Below are 14207 nucleotides of genomic sequence, written 5' to 3' on the forward strand. Positions count from 1 at the left end.
GCCGAACGGGGAGGCATCGTGTCACGAGCAGTCCATCGATCCCGATACGCGATCCGCAGGCACACCCGCACCGGTGGCGTCGCCGCAGGCGTGTGTGTCGCGCTGTTCCTCTCTGCGTGCGGCTCGGACGCCGACCCCGATACCGGGTCCGATTCCTCCAGCACGCCGGCCGCTGCAGCAGCCGGCTCGCCTGCGCCCACAGCAACGGCAGATCCCCAGGACACAGCCGAGGCGGACGTGATTGCCGCCTACTCCGGCTATTGGAGCGCGAAGGTTGCGGCGTACGCCCACGCGAACATCAAGGGGACGAAGTTCACGACGTACGCCGTGGCTGAGGCCAGGGCGGCCGCCAAACGCGAGGTCGCGGCGCTTTCGAAGCATGGATATGTCGCCACCGGCAAGCCGCGCACCGCGCCCGCCGTCACCACGATCGAGACGCGCAAAAAGGTGCCGTCGGCGACGATCCGCGACTGCGTCGACGTCTCGGCGTGGACGCTGGTCGACCAGGCGACGAAGCAGCCGGTCGACCTGCCGAAGGTACGGCTGACCCGATACGTCAGCACGGTCACGGCCGAGCTCTGGAACGGGCGTTGGGTGATTCTCAAGGCCACGCAGGAGAACCAGTCATGCTGACGAAACTCCGGGTCGGTGCGATGGCGGCCGCGGCCTGCCTCGCCGCGGGCACTGGCGCGGGCACAGCATGGGCCGACGACGCCCCGGGCCGCCCGGGGGCAGATGCCAAGCCGTGCGACGACCTCGAGTCCTTCTGCGTCGGCGCAAGCGTGCCCGGCCACAGCGGATCGTCAGGGCAGAAGCCGAAAGGCCACGGGGGCAGTTCAGGCACTCGGAAGCCCCCGCCGTGCACGGTGGCGAAGATGGAGCCGCAGCCGCCGGCGGGCAGCCAGTACTGGCAGAACCACGATCCCAAAGACGGCGCGATCTACATCCGCTCCTGCCGGCACTACACCGACACCGGCGCCAGTGCCGTCTTCGACGAACCGGTCTGGGCCCCGAACGGCACGCCGCCCGTAGCGGTCGATCCTGCGGTGCTGGCGCAACAGGCCGTGGACTCGATGTTGCTGACGGGTCCGGAGATCGGCATCACGCCGGGGCCCGGAAAGACTGGGCTGGTCGGGTTGCCGGTGTGGATGTGGACGGAGATCGGGCCGACGACTTTCGGGCCGAACTCGGCGTCCGCAACGGCGGGCGGGGTGACAGTCACAGCGAAGGCGAGAGTCACGCGGATCGTGTGGTCGATGGGTGACGGCAGGACAGTGACGTGCGCCGGTCCGGGCACCGTCTACCGGCCCGCCTATGGCAAGCGGGAGTCGCCGACCTGCGGGCACGTCTACGCAGGCACTTCGGGAGGCGAGGCGGGAGGCCGGTACACAGTCACCGCCACCTCGACGTGGGTCATCGACTGGCAGGTCGCGGGTGCGGCTGGTAGCGGGGGTCAGCTGACCGAGACACGGGCCTCGCAGGCGCAGGTCGCGATCGGCGAACTGCAGGCCGTGGGCCGGTAACGAAGACGTGAGGGGACAACGATCACCGTGAGCAAGACGGCAAATTCCGCCGCAGCGACCGGCACTGGCGCGCAGCCGGGTATTCCTCCGGCGGCGGTGGCGTTCCCGGCGCGACGGCGCCGGCCGGGCATGGCCGCGCTGGCCGCGGCCCTGATCGCCGCGGGCGGCGTCGGCGGATTCGTTGCCTGGCAGGAGACCGGGCAGCGCACCGAGGTCCTGGCCGTGGCCCGGGACGTGCCCGCCGGGGACGTCATCGAGGAAGCGGACCTCACCGAGGCCGCCGTCTCAATGGATCCGGTACTCAAGCCGCTGCGCATCGGCGAGCGGGACACGGTCGTCGGGAAACGGGCCGCCGTCACGCTGGTGCCCGGCACGCTGCTCTCCCGCGGGCAGGTCACGGACCGGGCTTTGGTGGAGCCGGGTGAGCAACTGGTGGGGATCGGCTTCAAGTCCGGTCAACTGCCGGCGACGCGCCTGTCGGCCGGGGACCGGGTGCTGATGGTGTTCACCGCCGGCGACGACGCTCCGGGCGAGAAGGCGGGTACGTCAGCTGAGCCGCCGCGGACGGTGAGCGCCCGGGTGGTGCGGGTCGGCGAGCGGCAGCAGGCGACGGGAGATGTCGTGGTCGACGTAGCCGTGAACGCTACCGATGGCCCGGCGCTCGCCGCGAAGGCAGCGACGGGCCGAGTCGCGCTGGTCGTCGACGCCGGAAGCGGCTCCTGATGGCCGTTATCGCGCTCGTCGGGCTGCCCGGTGCACCGGGCACGACCACCACCGCCCTGGCTCTGCTCCGGGTCTGGCCGCTGGAGGGCGGGTGGCGGATGGTGCTGGCCGAGTGCGATCCGGACGGCGGAGCTGTTCTGCCCGGTGCATTGTCCGGCCGGATCGCGGCCGACCGAGGTCTGCCGAACCTCGCAGTGTCCACCCGTACGCAGGGCCAGGAACTCGTCGCCTCGTTCTGGACCCAGTTGATGGCGGTCGGGAATTCAGCGGGTGATCACAGTCGTCTGCTGCTGCCCGGGCTCGCCCATCCGTCGCAGGCATCGAGTCTCACCCCCGTGTGGAATCAGCTCGCCGACCTGTTCACCGGGATCGAGAAGCACCAGCACGATGTGATCGTCGACCTCGGCCGCAGCGGAGCATTCGGACCATCCAGTGTTCTCGCCGCGCGGGCGGATGCCGTGGTCCTGGTGGTCCGCGGCACGCTGCGCAGCATTCACGCAGCCAAGGCCCGCATCGACATGCTTCGCAGCCTGCTGGACGACGCCGACGGGCGCGAGGGCGATCCGCTGGCCGTCCTCCTGATCACCGAAGGCACCTACGGTCCCCGTGAGGTGGAGAAGGAGCTCAGGACGCCCGTGGTGGCGACGCTCCCCCACCGGCCGAAGGAAGCCGCAGTTCTCTCCGACGGGTCGCCGGAAGGCCGCGGTTTCACCGATGGGGAGTTGATGCGGGCCGCGCGGACGGCCGCGGACGGGATCCAGCAGCATGCCGCCCGCAGGCGTGCCCGCGTCACCGCGCCGTTGTTCCGGTGGCTGGGGGTGGTCGGCGATGCACGCTGAACCCCTGCACCCGCAACCGCTACGGCCCCACACCGCAACTGCCCCAAGCGTCGCACCCACACAGGTCGGTGCTGCGGCCGCGGTCGGCGCGGTACGCGAGCAGGCCATACCGCAGGTGCGCATCGACTACCAGGCCGCCGGCACCCTCAAGCGGCACGTCAGCGAACAACTCCTCGCCGAAGGCAAGAGGAACCCGTCCTTGGTGGGCGCGGTGCGGGAGCAGCGGGCCCGCGCCCTGATCAACGAAGCCGTCTCAGTGTGGGCCGACAGCGCGGGGCAGGGAGTCCGGCCGGTGTCGGCCGCTCAGGAACGAGCCATGGCCGCGGTCGTGTTCGACATGCTGTTCCGGGCCGGGCGCCTGCAGCGGTATCTCGACGACGACCGCGTGGAGAACATTCTCATCAACGGACACGACCAGTGCTTCCTCGACTTCGGCGACGAGCGCCTGGTGCGGGTGGAGCCGGTCGCAGACTCCGAGGAGGAACTCAGGGAGCTGGTGCGGGATCTGGCCCGTACGAGCGGGCAGGGCGAGCGGACCTTCTCCACCGGCCATCCCCTGCTCGCGCTGCGGCTGGCCGACGGGTCCCGCCTGGAAGCCATGTGCGAGGTGACCGGTGAGCGGACCTATGTGACGATCCGCCGGCACCGCATCAAGGACGCCGACCTCGACGAGATGGCCGCCCTGGGAACGGTCACCCCGGCGGTGAAGCAGTTCCTGTCCGCGTGCGTCCGGGCCGAGCGGAACGTGATGATCGTCGGCGAACAGAACTCCGGCAAAACGTCCCTGCTGCGCGCCCTGCTCAAGGAGATCCCACCCGGCGAGCGGTTCGGCACGCTGGAGACCGAGTTCGAGCTGTGGGCGCACCGCAACGGCTTCCATCAGCAGGTGGTGCCGATGGAGGCGCGGGAGTCCAACGGCGAGCGGGTCGACGGGCGTGCCGCCGGCGAGATCACGCTGCTGGACCTGATGCGGCGGGCGCTGCGGATGTCGCTGACGCGGATCGTGGTCGGTGAAGTTCGCGGGCCGGAGATCACCGCGCTGATGCAGGCCCTCACCAACGGCCGCGGCGGCAACCTGTGCACGATGCACGCCTCCGCGCCGCACGTCGTCTTCGACCGGATCGCCGAGCTGTACCTGCTGGCGCAGGGGAACTTCAGCAGCGAGCTCGCCTACCGGCAGATCGCCAACGGCCTGCACCTCATCGTGTTCCTGTCCATCGATCACACCGGGCCGCGCAAGCGGCGCTACGTCTCCCACGTCTGGGAGATCACCGGTGTCGGGGAGGGCGGTCGGCCCGCCTACAACGAGATCTTCGGCCCGGACGCCGAGTGGGCGCCCGCGCAGGCGGTGCCGCGCACGCCGCCGTCGCCGGGGATGCTGAAGAGGCTCGAGGCAGCCGGGTTCGACGCCCAGGTCCTGCACTTGCCCGGTGCCTGGCGGCCGGGGGTCCACGTATGACCGGGGCCCTGTGGTGGAGCGTGTGCGGGGCGATGCTGGCCGCCGGACTCGTTGCCGTCGCGGCGTCGGTGATCGGCACGAGAGCGCCCAAGCGGGCGGGCTTGGCGGCCCGGTGGCGAGCGGGCCGCGGTCGAGCGACGGCACGGCGCCGTGGCCTCCGTGTTGTGGCCGGCCTGGTGGGCGTGCTGGTGTGGCTGGCCACCGGAGTGTTCGCGGCTGCGGTACTGCTCGCGGCCGCGGTCGTGGGGGTGCCGTGGCTGCTGTCTCCGACCGCATCGGCATCGGTCCGCATCGCGAAGCTGGAGGCGCTGAGCGAGTGGACGCAGCGTCTCTCCGACGTGCTGCGCCTCGGCTTCGGTCTGCAGCAGGCCCTGATCACCAGCCGGAAGAACCCGCCTCCCGCGCTGCGGCACGAGGTGGCCGAGCTCGCCGACAAGTTGCAGGCCGGCTGGAGTGCGCGGGACGCGCTGGAGGACTTCGCCGGCCAACTCGACGACGTGACCGCCGACAAGGTGTGCGCCGCCCTCACGTTGTCGGCCGTGGACGCCGGCCCGGGGCTGGCGCAGGCCCTCGACGACCTCGCCGTCTCGGTGCGCGAGGAGGTGGCCAAATGCCGCCAGATCGAGGCCGACCGGGCCAAGCCGCGGACCGCCGTGCGGTGGATGACGATCATCAGTCTGCTGGTCGTCCTCGCCGGGTTCTTCGTGCCGGACTACACCGCACCGTACGCAACGGGAGTGGGGCAGCTGGCCTTGGCGCTGATGGCCGGTGCCTTTGTCGGCGTGCTGGCGTGGATGCGGTCGCTGGCCAGTCACCGGCCGGTGCCGCGGTTCCTCGTCAACGACCCGCGCAGCCGCGTCCCGCAGTCCGACATCGGGGAGGCCGCATCGTGAGCACCGTCAGCACGTTGGTGGTCTCCGGGAGTGTGACGGGTGCGGGATTGGCTCTGCTGCTGCGGGAGCTGGTGCCCGCGCCGCCGAGGCTCGGGCCCGCGCTGCGCCGGCTCAACCCGCCGGCCACCGGTCCCGGCACGACGAGTTCGGGTCCGGTGGCATCGTGGGGTGGCTGGCTGGTGGACCGGATCCCCGGCCCGCTCCCCCGCACCGATCTACTGCTGTTGAAGCAGACTCCGGAGCAGTTCCTGCTGACCAAACTGGGTCTCGCCGTGTCAGGGCTGCTCCTGCCGATGCTCGTGGTGGCGGCCTGGACGCTGATGGGCCTGGGCGTGCCCCTGTTCCTCCCCGGCCTGTTCGGCGTGATCGCCGCCGCCGGACTGTGGTTCGTTCCCGACTGGCACATCCGCCTCCAAGCGGGCAGGGCCCGTGCCGAGTTCGCACACGCCGCAGCCGCCTACCTCGAACTGGTCGCCATGCGGATGGCATCGAACGTCGGCGCCTCCCAAGCGTTGGAGGACGCCGCACAGATCGGCCGCGGATGGGCCTTCACCCGCATCCAGGAAGCCCTGCTGCGCGCCCGTACAGAAAAGACGTCGCCGTGGGACGCCCTGGAGGACCTCAGCACCCAGCTGAAACTGCCGATCCTGGCCGACATCGCCGACATCATGCGCCTGTCCTCCCAGGACGGGGCCGCCGTCTACGACACCCTGCGCGCCCGGGCCAACAGCCTGCGCACCGAACTGCTGGCAGCCGAGTCCGCCGAAGCCACCGCCGACAGCGAAAAGATGAGCGCCCCCGGCGCCCTCCTCGCCGTGATCGTCATGATCGGCGTCGCCTTCCCCGCCGTGGTGAACGTCCTCTACCTCTAACCCACCCCTTCCCGCCAGGCCCTCCCGGGAGCCCATGACGATCAAGGAGACGAGACGTGAAAGATGTGAGAGAGGCTCCGCTGCGAGTGGCCGTCCGAGCGCAAGCCTGGGGGCACACGCTGCGCACCCGACTCGACGACGTGCGGGGCGAGATGGCGAGCCACGGGGACCGCGGGGACGGCCCCATACCCACCGTCATCATCATCCTCGCCACCATCACAGGCGCTCTCGTCATCGCTGGAGGCCTCGCGGCGCTGTACGCGCGCTACAACAGCAAGATCACCGGCCCATGAAACCACGATGGCGGGACAGGCTCGGCGACCGGGGCGACGCCGCGATCCAGGCCGCGATCATCTACCCGATCGTCCTTGCGGTGTTCATTACCGGCCTACAGGTGGCGCTGTGGGGCTACGCCCGCAACATCGCCGAGACCGCCGCCCGCGAAGGTGTGCTGGCCGGCCGCATGTACGGGGCGGGACCCGGCGACGGCACGGCCCGGGCCCGCAATGCGCTGGACCGTCTCGCTGGCGAGAACCTCACTAACCGGTCGGTGTCAGCCGCGGGCAGCACCCCGGACCGGATCCGCATCCGCGTATCGGGGACCGCGATGTCGCTGATCCCCGGAGTGCCGAACTGGCCCGTTGCCGCCGAGGCTTCAGGAGCCGTCGAGCGGTGGACCACCCCGCAGGAGGACTGAGCACGGTGACCTGGTTCGCGAGGAGCAAAGGTGAGCGGGGCAGTGCGCCGATCGAGGCGGTCATCGTCGTGCCGCTGCTCATCGCTCTCGCCCTGCTGTTCGTGGCCGCCGCCCGGATCGCACAGGCCGGGCAGGCAGCCGACACCGCGGCCGAACACGCGGCCCGGGCAGCCTCTATCGCCCGTACGCCGGAAGCCGCCCAAGCTGCTGCACAGACGGCCGCCGGCGACTCGCTCACCGGTCAGGGCCAGGCGTGTTCCGACACCCACGTTGCCGCGGACACCAGCGGTCTCGCGGTGCCGGTCGGGCAGGTCTCCTCCGTGACTGTCACCGTCTCCTGCACCGTGCCGCTGGGCGACCTCCTCATGCTGGGCTCGAACGGGCCCGGCACCCGAACGGTCACCTCCAGCTTCACGTCGATCGTCGACGCCTACCGCGAGCGGAGCTGACCCGCCATGCTCCCCACCACCTCCCCGCCCGGGGGTAGCCGACTCCGGCAGGCTCCGGACCGCGGTGGCATCTCCGTCTTCGCCGCGATCGTCACCGTCCCGCTTCTCGCGCTCGGCGGGCTCCTGGTCGTCGACGGCACCGGCAAACTCCGCGCGACGGAACGGGCCGACGCCCTCGCCGTGGAAGCCGCGCGCGCCGGCGCCCAGGCCATCGACCCCTCGAAGGCCATCGCCGGAGACGCCGTCGTCGCCGATCCCATCGCCGCCACGGCCGCCGCCCAGTCCTACCTGGACCGGGCCGGAGTCAGCGGAGCGATCTCTTTCTCAGGCGACGGCACCCACCTGCAGGTCACGGTCACGGACGCGTACGACACCAAGTTCCTCACCCTGGTCGGCGTCTCCCAGATGGCCGTGACCGGCCACGGGCAGGCCGTGCTGCTCCACGGCATCACCGTCCCCGAGGAGAGCCCCTGATGCGCCCGTACCCCGCCCACTCCCCCGCCCCGCGGAACGCAGGACTCGTGGCTCGCCTGGTGCGGGCGCTCGTGTCGCTGGTCGCCCTTGTCGCCGTGCTCGGCGGCCTGCCGTGGCTTCTGTGGCACGCCACCTGGGCTGCGGTGCCCGCGGGGATGGACGACCTGACGCATCTGCTCACCCGCCAGGACACCACCGGCGTATTCATCCTCACTCTCGCCGCCGTGGGCTGGATCGGCTGGGCCAGCTTCACGCTGTCGCTGCTCGTGGAGATCCCCGCACAGTTGCGGGGCCGAACCACGCCCCGTCTGCCGGGCTTTCGCATCGGTCAGCGCGCCGCGGCCACCCTGGTCGGCGGCCTGCTGGTACTGCTGCCAACCGGCACCGCGATCGCCTCCCCTGCCGCCTCCCCCACACTCACGGCCGAGCAGCACCCCGGGCAGACCCGTAGTGCACCAACCACCGACCGGAGCGACATTGGCCAACCGGCGGCCGCCCCGGCATCACGAGCAGCCGGGACGCGCACCTACACAGTCCGCGACGTTCGGCCGGCGGAGAGCCTGTGGCAGATCGCAGAGGACGAGCTCGGCAGCGGCGAATTGTTCACCCAGATCCTCACGCTCAACGCAGGCCGCACCATGGTCGACGGCACCACGTTCACGGCACACACGCCGATCCAGCCCGGCTGGACACTGATGCTCCCCGCAGATACCGCTGCCCCCGCTGAACCGTCGGCGAGCGACCAGGGCCCGGCTCCCCAACTCACCGGCAACCGGCAGAAAGCAGACGACCCGTACACGGTGGAGCCGGGCGACTACCTCTCGAAGATCGCGCAGGAGCAACTAGGCGACGGTGACCGGTGGACGGAGGTCTACAACGCCAACCGGGGCGCGATCACCAACCCTGACCTCATCTTCCCGGGCCAGCGTCTCGAGCTGCCCGCCCACCCATCACGGGCAGACCACCGTGGCGGGCGCGATCACCCGGCCGGCCCTGCTGACAGCGCTGAATCGCCTGGCAAGCGTCCTGACAACCGTGCCCCGCACAGCGACGCCCTCAGTCCGGTGCCGTCCCCCTCGGGCTCCCGGGCCGGGGCACTACCGAGGGAATCACCGTCCCCCGAGCAATCGCGCAGCACCGGCACGGACGGCGACCGGGCAGCGCCGACCAGGGCCGCTTCGCCAGACCGCGACCCGCAGCCAGCTCCCACGTCAGTCACTCCGGGACCTTCGGCGCATCCTTCCTCGTCCGCGACACCAGACACCGCGGAACCTGTGTCGACACTCCCAGCAAGTCATGACGTGCGCACCGTCGCGGGGGCCTTCGCACTCCTGGCAGCCGCAATCACCGGCGCGTTGGCGCTGCGCCGGCTGCTGCAGCGCCGCCACCGAAAGCCAGGAGAACGCATCGCGATCGCGCAGGAGACTTCCCCGGCCGAGGCGCAGATGGCGCAGGCCTCCGACAGCTCCGGTGCCACACGCCTGGACCGGGCCCTCCGCACACTCGCCCACCACGCACGGCAGAACGGGCAGGAGCTGCCGGCGCTGCGCGCCGCCAGGATCCGCACCGGCTCCGTTGAGGTCCTCACTGCGGACGAATCCGCCGCGCCCAGCGTCCCGTTCACCACCGGACACGACGGATGGTGGGCCCTGACCGACGACACGGATCTGCCACCGACCGACATCACCGACACGGTCCCGGCCCCGTACCCAGGACTGGCCACCATCGGCGCCACCGAAGACGGAGACCTGCTCCTGATCAACCTCCCCCACATCGGCGTCCTCCTCCTCGAGGGAGACCGACGCCAGATCGAGGAAGTGTGCACCGCGCTCGTCCTGGAACTGGGCATGAGCCCCTGGTCCAGCAGCACGGAGATCGTCACCGTCGGGTTCGGCGAGCACCTTCCCCGCCTGCTCCCCACCTCCCGCATCGCCCACATGCGCCAACCTGCGCACGCCGCGCACGACTTCACCGAGCGGCTCCTGGAAGCACACCAGCTCCCCAACGACACCCCACAGCCCTACCTGCTGTTGGCTGCCAGCGAGCTGGACGCGGACAGCGCCTGGCAGATCGCCGAGACTCTCGGGAAGGCCGCCCCTGCCATACCCGTCGCCCTGATCGCGCCGGCCGCCACCTCCGGCATGCAGTTCCCCGAGGCCGAAATCCTCAACGCCTCCCTCGACGAGGCGCAGGAGGTCGAGTGCGTCGGCGTCCGCGTGGTGCTGCAACGCCTGGAGCAGGCGACCTACCAGCAAATCAGCACAGCCCTTGCCGTGTCCGGCATGTCTCCGCAACCCGCCGCGGGACCCTGGCGGAACGTCCCCGCCGAGCCCACCTCATCCTCCGAACCGGATGGGTTCGACACACCCTCACCCCACCCGGCCACAGAGGTCATGGACAGCCCGCCGGTGTCGTCCATCGGCGACCCCACGCTGCGCACGTTTGCGGCGCTCGCTGCCGCAGCCGACGCCCCTGCCCGGTCCCACCTGCACCCCGCGAGCATCAGCACTCCTCCGGTGAAGCGCGACGCCGGCCCTCGGCCCGCAGCCACCACCCCACCAGCGCCAGAGGATCCAGACTCCGCGAGCGACGACGCGGCAGGAGCAGAGGCCCGGGACCTTCATGCCCCCGAGATCCGGCTCCTGGGGCCCGTCGAACTCGCCCGCGTCACGGCGAGCAGCCACGGCCCTCGCCAGGCCCAGCTCGCTGCCCTGCTCCTGCTCAAGCCTGGCCGAACCGCCGACACCGTGTGCTCCGACATGGACCCGAACAACCCCTGGTCGCTCAACACGCTCAACGCCCGCGTCAGCGGCCTGCGTCGCAGCCTCGGGAACGACCCGGACGGCACCCCCTACGTCCCAAGGCGCACGTCCAAGGACGACGCCTACCGCATCTCACCGCGGGTGCGATGCGACTGGGACCGCTTCCAGCAACTCGCCGAGCGAGCTCTGCCACAAGGCCCCGCGGGACTCCCCGACCTCGAGAGAGCCCTGTCTCTGGTGAGAGGGCGACCGTTCGGCACGAGGCCGCTGCCATGGAGCGAACCGTACGCACAGGAGATGATCACCCGCATCGTTGACGTCGCACACACGGTGGCCGCCTACCGCACACCACCGGGCCAACACCACGACCTGGCGGCCGCCCGCCGGGCCATCGCCACCGGACTCGACGTCGACGACTCCTCCGAACTCCTCTACCGCGACTGGATGCGCATCGAGCACAGCGCAGGCAGCAGGTCCGGACTGCACACCGCCATCACACGCCTGCACCAGGCCAATCGATCCCTCGACTGCCCCCTGGAACACGAGACAGAGCAGCTCATCCACGACCTCCTCGGCAACAACACCCCTCCATACGCCCAAGGGCTGTGACCGCTACTCCGATCGGCTCGTGCGGAGCACCGCCTGCCGTCCCAATCGCCAGCACGAACCCATCGTCAGTTCGCGCAGACCGTCGCTCCTGTCCGTCCACGACCCCTGAGCCCATCTCACTGCCGCCGCTCCACTCCTGCCAACTATCGCGTATCGGCAGCAGTGGGTCTCGGCGAGCGCCACCGGCGCTCGAATATCGATGTGTCAATAGAACTGCTATGCCACGCCCGCCTGCACGGCTGAACCGCAGCGGCCAGCATGACTGTGCAGCCGAGGTCCCCCTCAGGCGGACACGCCGCTGGCGACTGCGCAGACCTGCAGGCGCCTGCGGGGTTCGGAATCTCTCAGAACCCCGAGGATGGGTGCCGTGTGCACCACCACCGGCCTGCGGCTGGGCGCGAGGTGGCGGATTGCCTGAGGCAGGCAGAGACGGAATTCTGCAGGGATACCCGTTGGCGGTTCGTGCGTCATCGGCAGAGGGGATGAGGAATTGAACGCCGACAAGCAACGCATCGGGTGGTCCGGCAAAGTGTGGCGTGCTTGGGAGTCGCTGCGTGGGAGGGGCGGCTGGTACGTAGTCTTCTGGCCGGGCGGCGAGCCGTACAGAGATGAGCGAGCTGTTCTCCTGCGCTGTACCCGGTTTCGGTGGCAGGCCTCGCGGTGGGTCCGGGACTTCGGCTCGGGGCTGCGTACACCGATTCTCGTCACGCCGCACGACCTGGCCCCACAGTACGCGTCGCGACGACCTCTCTATCCGTTCTCTGACCGGCCGCTTGGCATGGACGACCAGTACGAAAGCCCCATGTCCACAAACCCTGACGGCGGAGGAATCTGAATGCACCCACTGCCGCCTGGCTTTCGCAGGGGGCTACCGGAGGTTGGCGGTGCCTTCGGGGTGGGCCGCGGTGACCCCCGGGTGCAAGGTGGGCAACGACCCTCAGCAAGGGGATACGCGAGATCAGTCGTAGTTCAGAGACGGTTCTCAGGCGAATGGCAGGCGCCACGGTTTTCGAGGTGATGGCTCGACGCCGCTCACAAGCGAGTGCGCAGCCCTCCCTCACACGCCCCTGACCTACACCTTTCGTGAACGTGCAAGCGACTGTGCGGAGACGATCATGCCTGTGCGCAGATCTCGAAGGCAAGATGCCGACCCGGTCACGTCGCGGCGTACCCGCTTGGGTACATCCCGCGCAACGGACTCACCCGTTGGCGGCCTGCCCGCAATCAGGTGGTCCCCGGGATCTCCTAGAGAGCGAGTGTGCAGCGGCGTGTAGGGACCGTGCCAGGTCGGCGTAGAGCGACGTGGCAGCGAGTCCGCTGACCACGACCTGTCCGTGGAGCGCGTACGGCAGGGCGAGTCCTCGCCAGGCGCACGGCGTGAGCCCAGGCGCCGTCAGGTTGACGGGCAGTCCGCTGAGGGCGCCTCGCCGTGCCGGTGGAGGACCCCCTGGCGGCGGTAGATCCCTTGATTGGGAGTTCCGTCGACGAAGTGACGCACGGCTTACCGCTACGCACTCGGGGATGCCAGGAGCTCAACGGCGGACATGGCACCGTCGGTTGCGATCTGTTGGGCGCGGATCATTGGGCCTCTCTCCCCCAGTGGGCGATGCGTACAACCTGTCCATCGCACGCTGCCACGGGCCGGGGTGGCGACGGGGGAGGCGCGACCCCGGCCCGGACTGCCTCTCAACCTAGAGCCCCAGACGGTCCGTTGTGTCCGACATCGGGCGACCCCGGGGGACGTTGGCGTGTTCGCGCGGGCGCGCCGACGCGGGCCGCTGACAGGATGGCCCAACGTCGCTCGAAGTCGGGCAGCCACTTCTCGACGAAGTCAACGTTGATCGGGTGCCCGTACTGGGCTCTGATGCCCTGCTCAGCCAGTTCCTTGACGAGAATGTCGGCACGCGGGTCGGCGGCTTCGGCTCGATGCGCTGCCCATAGTGCGTACACGCGGAATTCGAGAAGGTGGCGTCGCAGATTGCTCGCCTTTGCGGGTTTGCCGCCGCGGCCGGTGATGCGATGCATGGCGAGGAACTGGGACAGCTCGTCGCCATCGGGTTCGCGGCCTTGCCGCTGCCGGTAGTTGTCCCAGGCCAGGTAGTAGCGGTCCACGGTGGTCAACTCGCTCGGCTGCTCTGGCGGCACGTGAGGCGGAACGGGCTCCCGTCGTGGTTCCGGCTCCGGTGAGCTCGGGACTGCTGCAGGCAACGGTTCGTCGGCCGCGCGGGGTTCGGCGCCCGTGCTGGGCTTTTCTGTAGCGGTGCGCGGGTTGGGCACCGCGGCCGGCGGGTCCGAAATTCCGCGTATCTCCGCCACGTACCTCGCGTGAAATCGCACGACAAGGTCGTTCAGTGTCTCTGCGCTGAGCAGGCCTGTGACCGGACCGTGCTGCCCGAACAGGGTGAGCACGTAGCGGGCGAGCTCGTCCCCTCCCGGGATGCCGCCGTACTCGTCTGCGTACTGGCGGAAGGCCTGGAAGTAGGGCTCCTCCACCGCAGCCTGACCCAGATCCGCCGCAGACGCGCCCCCGTCTCCCTCCGGTCCCGGCGGCACCTCCTCAGCGACCCCGGCTTCCGGCCGTTCGCTGTGCCCCGGTTCCTGAGGTGCCGAGGACTGCGGCTCCCCCGCGCTGCCGAATGTGCCGTGATGCGTGCGGGCCGTGGTGAACCAGGGGCTGGGGTCCGCGGGGTGGGCGTGCTCGGCATCCTGAACGGTCATATCCGGGGCGTGTTCGCGCTGAGCGGGCAGGACCGGCGAGGCCTCGAGGCGCTCGGCGACAACGTGCTGAGGCGCCGTGGGGAGTAGCACTGGTTCGATGCCCGCGGCGGCGAGACCGGCCGGGGCCGTCTCCGCCAGCGGCACGCCGTACTTCGCAAGCCGCAGCGGCATCAGCGACTCGACCGGGGC

The 14207-nt window shown here is 70.2% G+C and carries 12 protein-coding genes and 1 pseudogene; 12 read left to right on the top strand and 1 reads right to left on the bottom strand.

All coding sequences use genetic code 11. From position 1 onward, the window contains the following. Positions 1–18: 18 nt before the first annotated feature. The 12 genes from ACH4YL_RS39390 to ACH4YL_RS39445 are packed head-to-tail and all read left to right on the top strand — an operon-like array spanning position 19 to position 11300. Positions 19–633: a hypothetical protein gene (locus tag ACH4YL_RS39390; protein ID WP_398512347.1), complete on the top strand. Its 615-nt coding sequence runs from the start codon at positions 19–21 to the stop codon at positions 631–633. Continuing rightward, positions 627–1523, top strand: a complete 897-nt coding sequence (locus ACH4YL_RS39395) for an ATP/GTP-binding protein (protein ID WP_398512348.1) — start codon at positions 627–629, stop codon at positions 1521–1523. Before ACH4YL_RS39390 ends, ACH4YL_RS39395 begins: the two co-directional genes overlap by 7 nt. Positions 1524–1550: 27 nt before the next feature. Then, the gene (locus ACH4YL_RS39400; RefSeq protein ID WP_398512349.1) at positions 1551–2246 is read left to right on the top strand and encodes an SAF domain-containing protein; all 696 of its coding nucleotides are present in this window, start codon (positions 1551–1553) and stop codon (positions 2244–2246) included. Beyond that, positions 2246–3085 carry a hypothetical protein gene (locus ACH4YL_RS39405; RefSeq protein WP_398512350.1) on the top strand — a complete coding sequence of 280 codons (840 nt, stop codon included), beginning with the start codon at positions 2246–2248 and terminating at the stop codon, positions 3083–3085. Before ACH4YL_RS39400 ends, ACH4YL_RS39405 begins: the two co-directional genes overlap by 1 nt. Then, the gene (locus ACH4YL_RS39410; RefSeq protein WP_398512351.1) at positions 3075–4544 is read left to right on the top strand and encodes a CpaF family protein; all 1470 of its coding nucleotides are present in this window, start codon (positions 3075–3077) and stop codon (positions 4542–4544) included. The genes ACH4YL_RS39405 and ACH4YL_RS39410 overlap by 11 nt, the downstream gene beginning before the upstream one ends. Continuing rightward, positions 4541–5437 carry a type II secretion system F family protein gene (locus ACH4YL_RS39415; protein WP_398512352.1) on the top strand — a complete coding sequence of 299 codons (897 nt, stop codon included), beginning with the start codon at positions 4541–4543 and terminating at the stop codon, positions 5435–5437. Before ACH4YL_RS39410 ends, ACH4YL_RS39415 begins: the two co-directional genes overlap by 4 nt. Further along, a complete protein-coding gene (locus ACH4YL_RS39420) occupies positions 5434–6309 on the top strand; it encodes a type II secretion system F family protein (protein WP_398512353.1) in 876 nt (291 codons plus the stop codon). The genes ACH4YL_RS39415 and ACH4YL_RS39420 overlap by 4 nt, the downstream gene beginning before the upstream one ends. A 56-nt stretch (positions 6310–6365) precedes the next feature. After that, complete coding sequence (locus ACH4YL_RS39425; protein WP_398512354.1) at positions 6366–6602, top strand: hypothetical protein; 237 nt, start codon at positions 6366–6368, stop codon at positions 6600–6602. Then, the gene (locus ACH4YL_RS39430) at positions 6599–7006 is read left to right on the top strand and encodes a TadE family protein (protein WP_398512355.1); all 408 of its coding nucleotides are present in this window, start codon (positions 6599–6601) and stop codon (positions 7004–7006) included. The genes ACH4YL_RS39425 and ACH4YL_RS39430 overlap by 4 nt, the downstream gene beginning before the upstream one ends. After that, complete coding sequence (locus ACH4YL_RS39435) at positions 6982–7455, top strand: TadE/TadG family type IV pilus assembly protein (protein WP_398512356.1); 474 nt, start codon at positions 6982–6984, stop codon at positions 7453–7455. Before ACH4YL_RS39430 ends, ACH4YL_RS39435 begins: the two co-directional genes overlap by 25 nt. Positions 7456–7461: 6 nt before the next feature. After that, on the top strand, positions 7462–7929 hold the full coding sequence (locus ACH4YL_RS39440) for a pilus assembly protein TadG-related protein (protein WP_398512357.1): 468 nt from the start codon (positions 7462–7464) through the stop codon (positions 7927–7929). Then, on the top strand, positions 7929–11300 hold the full coding sequence (locus ACH4YL_RS39445) for a LysM peptidoglycan-binding domain-containing protein (protein WP_398512358.1): 3372 nt from the start codon (positions 7929–7931) through the stop codon (positions 11298–11300). The genes ACH4YL_RS39440 and ACH4YL_RS39445 overlap by 1 nt, the downstream gene beginning before the upstream one ends. A gap of 1686 nt (positions 11301–12986) precedes the next feature. Here ACH4YL_RS39445 and ACH4YL_RS39450 read toward each other — a convergent pair. Then, positions 12987–14207, bottom strand: a pseudogene (locus ACH4YL_RS39450) (hypothetical protein); the annotation flags it as partial.

The organism is Streptomyces sp. NPDC020681 (assembly GCF_044334895.1).
Taxonomy (GTDB): domain Bacteria; phylum Actinomycetota; class Actinomycetes; order Streptomycetales; family Streptomycetaceae; genus Streptomyces.

Bases quoted from the DNA above. Each gene is read 5' to 3' on its own strand.
- ACH4YL_RS39440 (WP_398512357.1), top strand. From the start codon at position 7,462: ATGCTCCCCACCACCTCCCCGCCCGGGGGTAGCCGACTCCGGCAGGCT.
- ACH4YL_RS39430 (WP_398512355.1), top strand. From the start codon at position 6,599: ATGAAACCACGATGGCGGGACAGGCTCGGCGACCGGGGCGACGCCGCG.
- ACH4YL_RS39395 (WP_398512348.1), top strand. From the start codon at position 627: ATGCTGACGAAACTCCGGGTCGGTGCGATGGCGGCCGCGGCCTGCCTC.
- ACH4YL_RS39405 (WP_398512350.1), top strand. From the start codon at position 2,246: ATGGCCGTTATCGCGCTCGTCGGGCTGCCCGGTGCACCGGGCACGACC.
- ACH4YL_RS39445 (WP_398512358.1), top strand. From the start codon at position 7,929: ATGCGCCCGTACCCCGCCCACTCCCCCGCCCCGCGGAACGCAGGACTC.
- ACH4YL_RS39410 (WP_398512351.1), top strand. From the start codon at position 3,075: ATGCACGCTGAACCCCTGCACCCGCAACCGCTACGGCCCCACACCGCA.
- ACH4YL_RS39415 (WP_398512352.1), top strand. From the start codon at position 4,541: ATGACCGGGGCCCTGTGGTGGAGCGTGTGCGGGGCGATGCTGGCCGCC.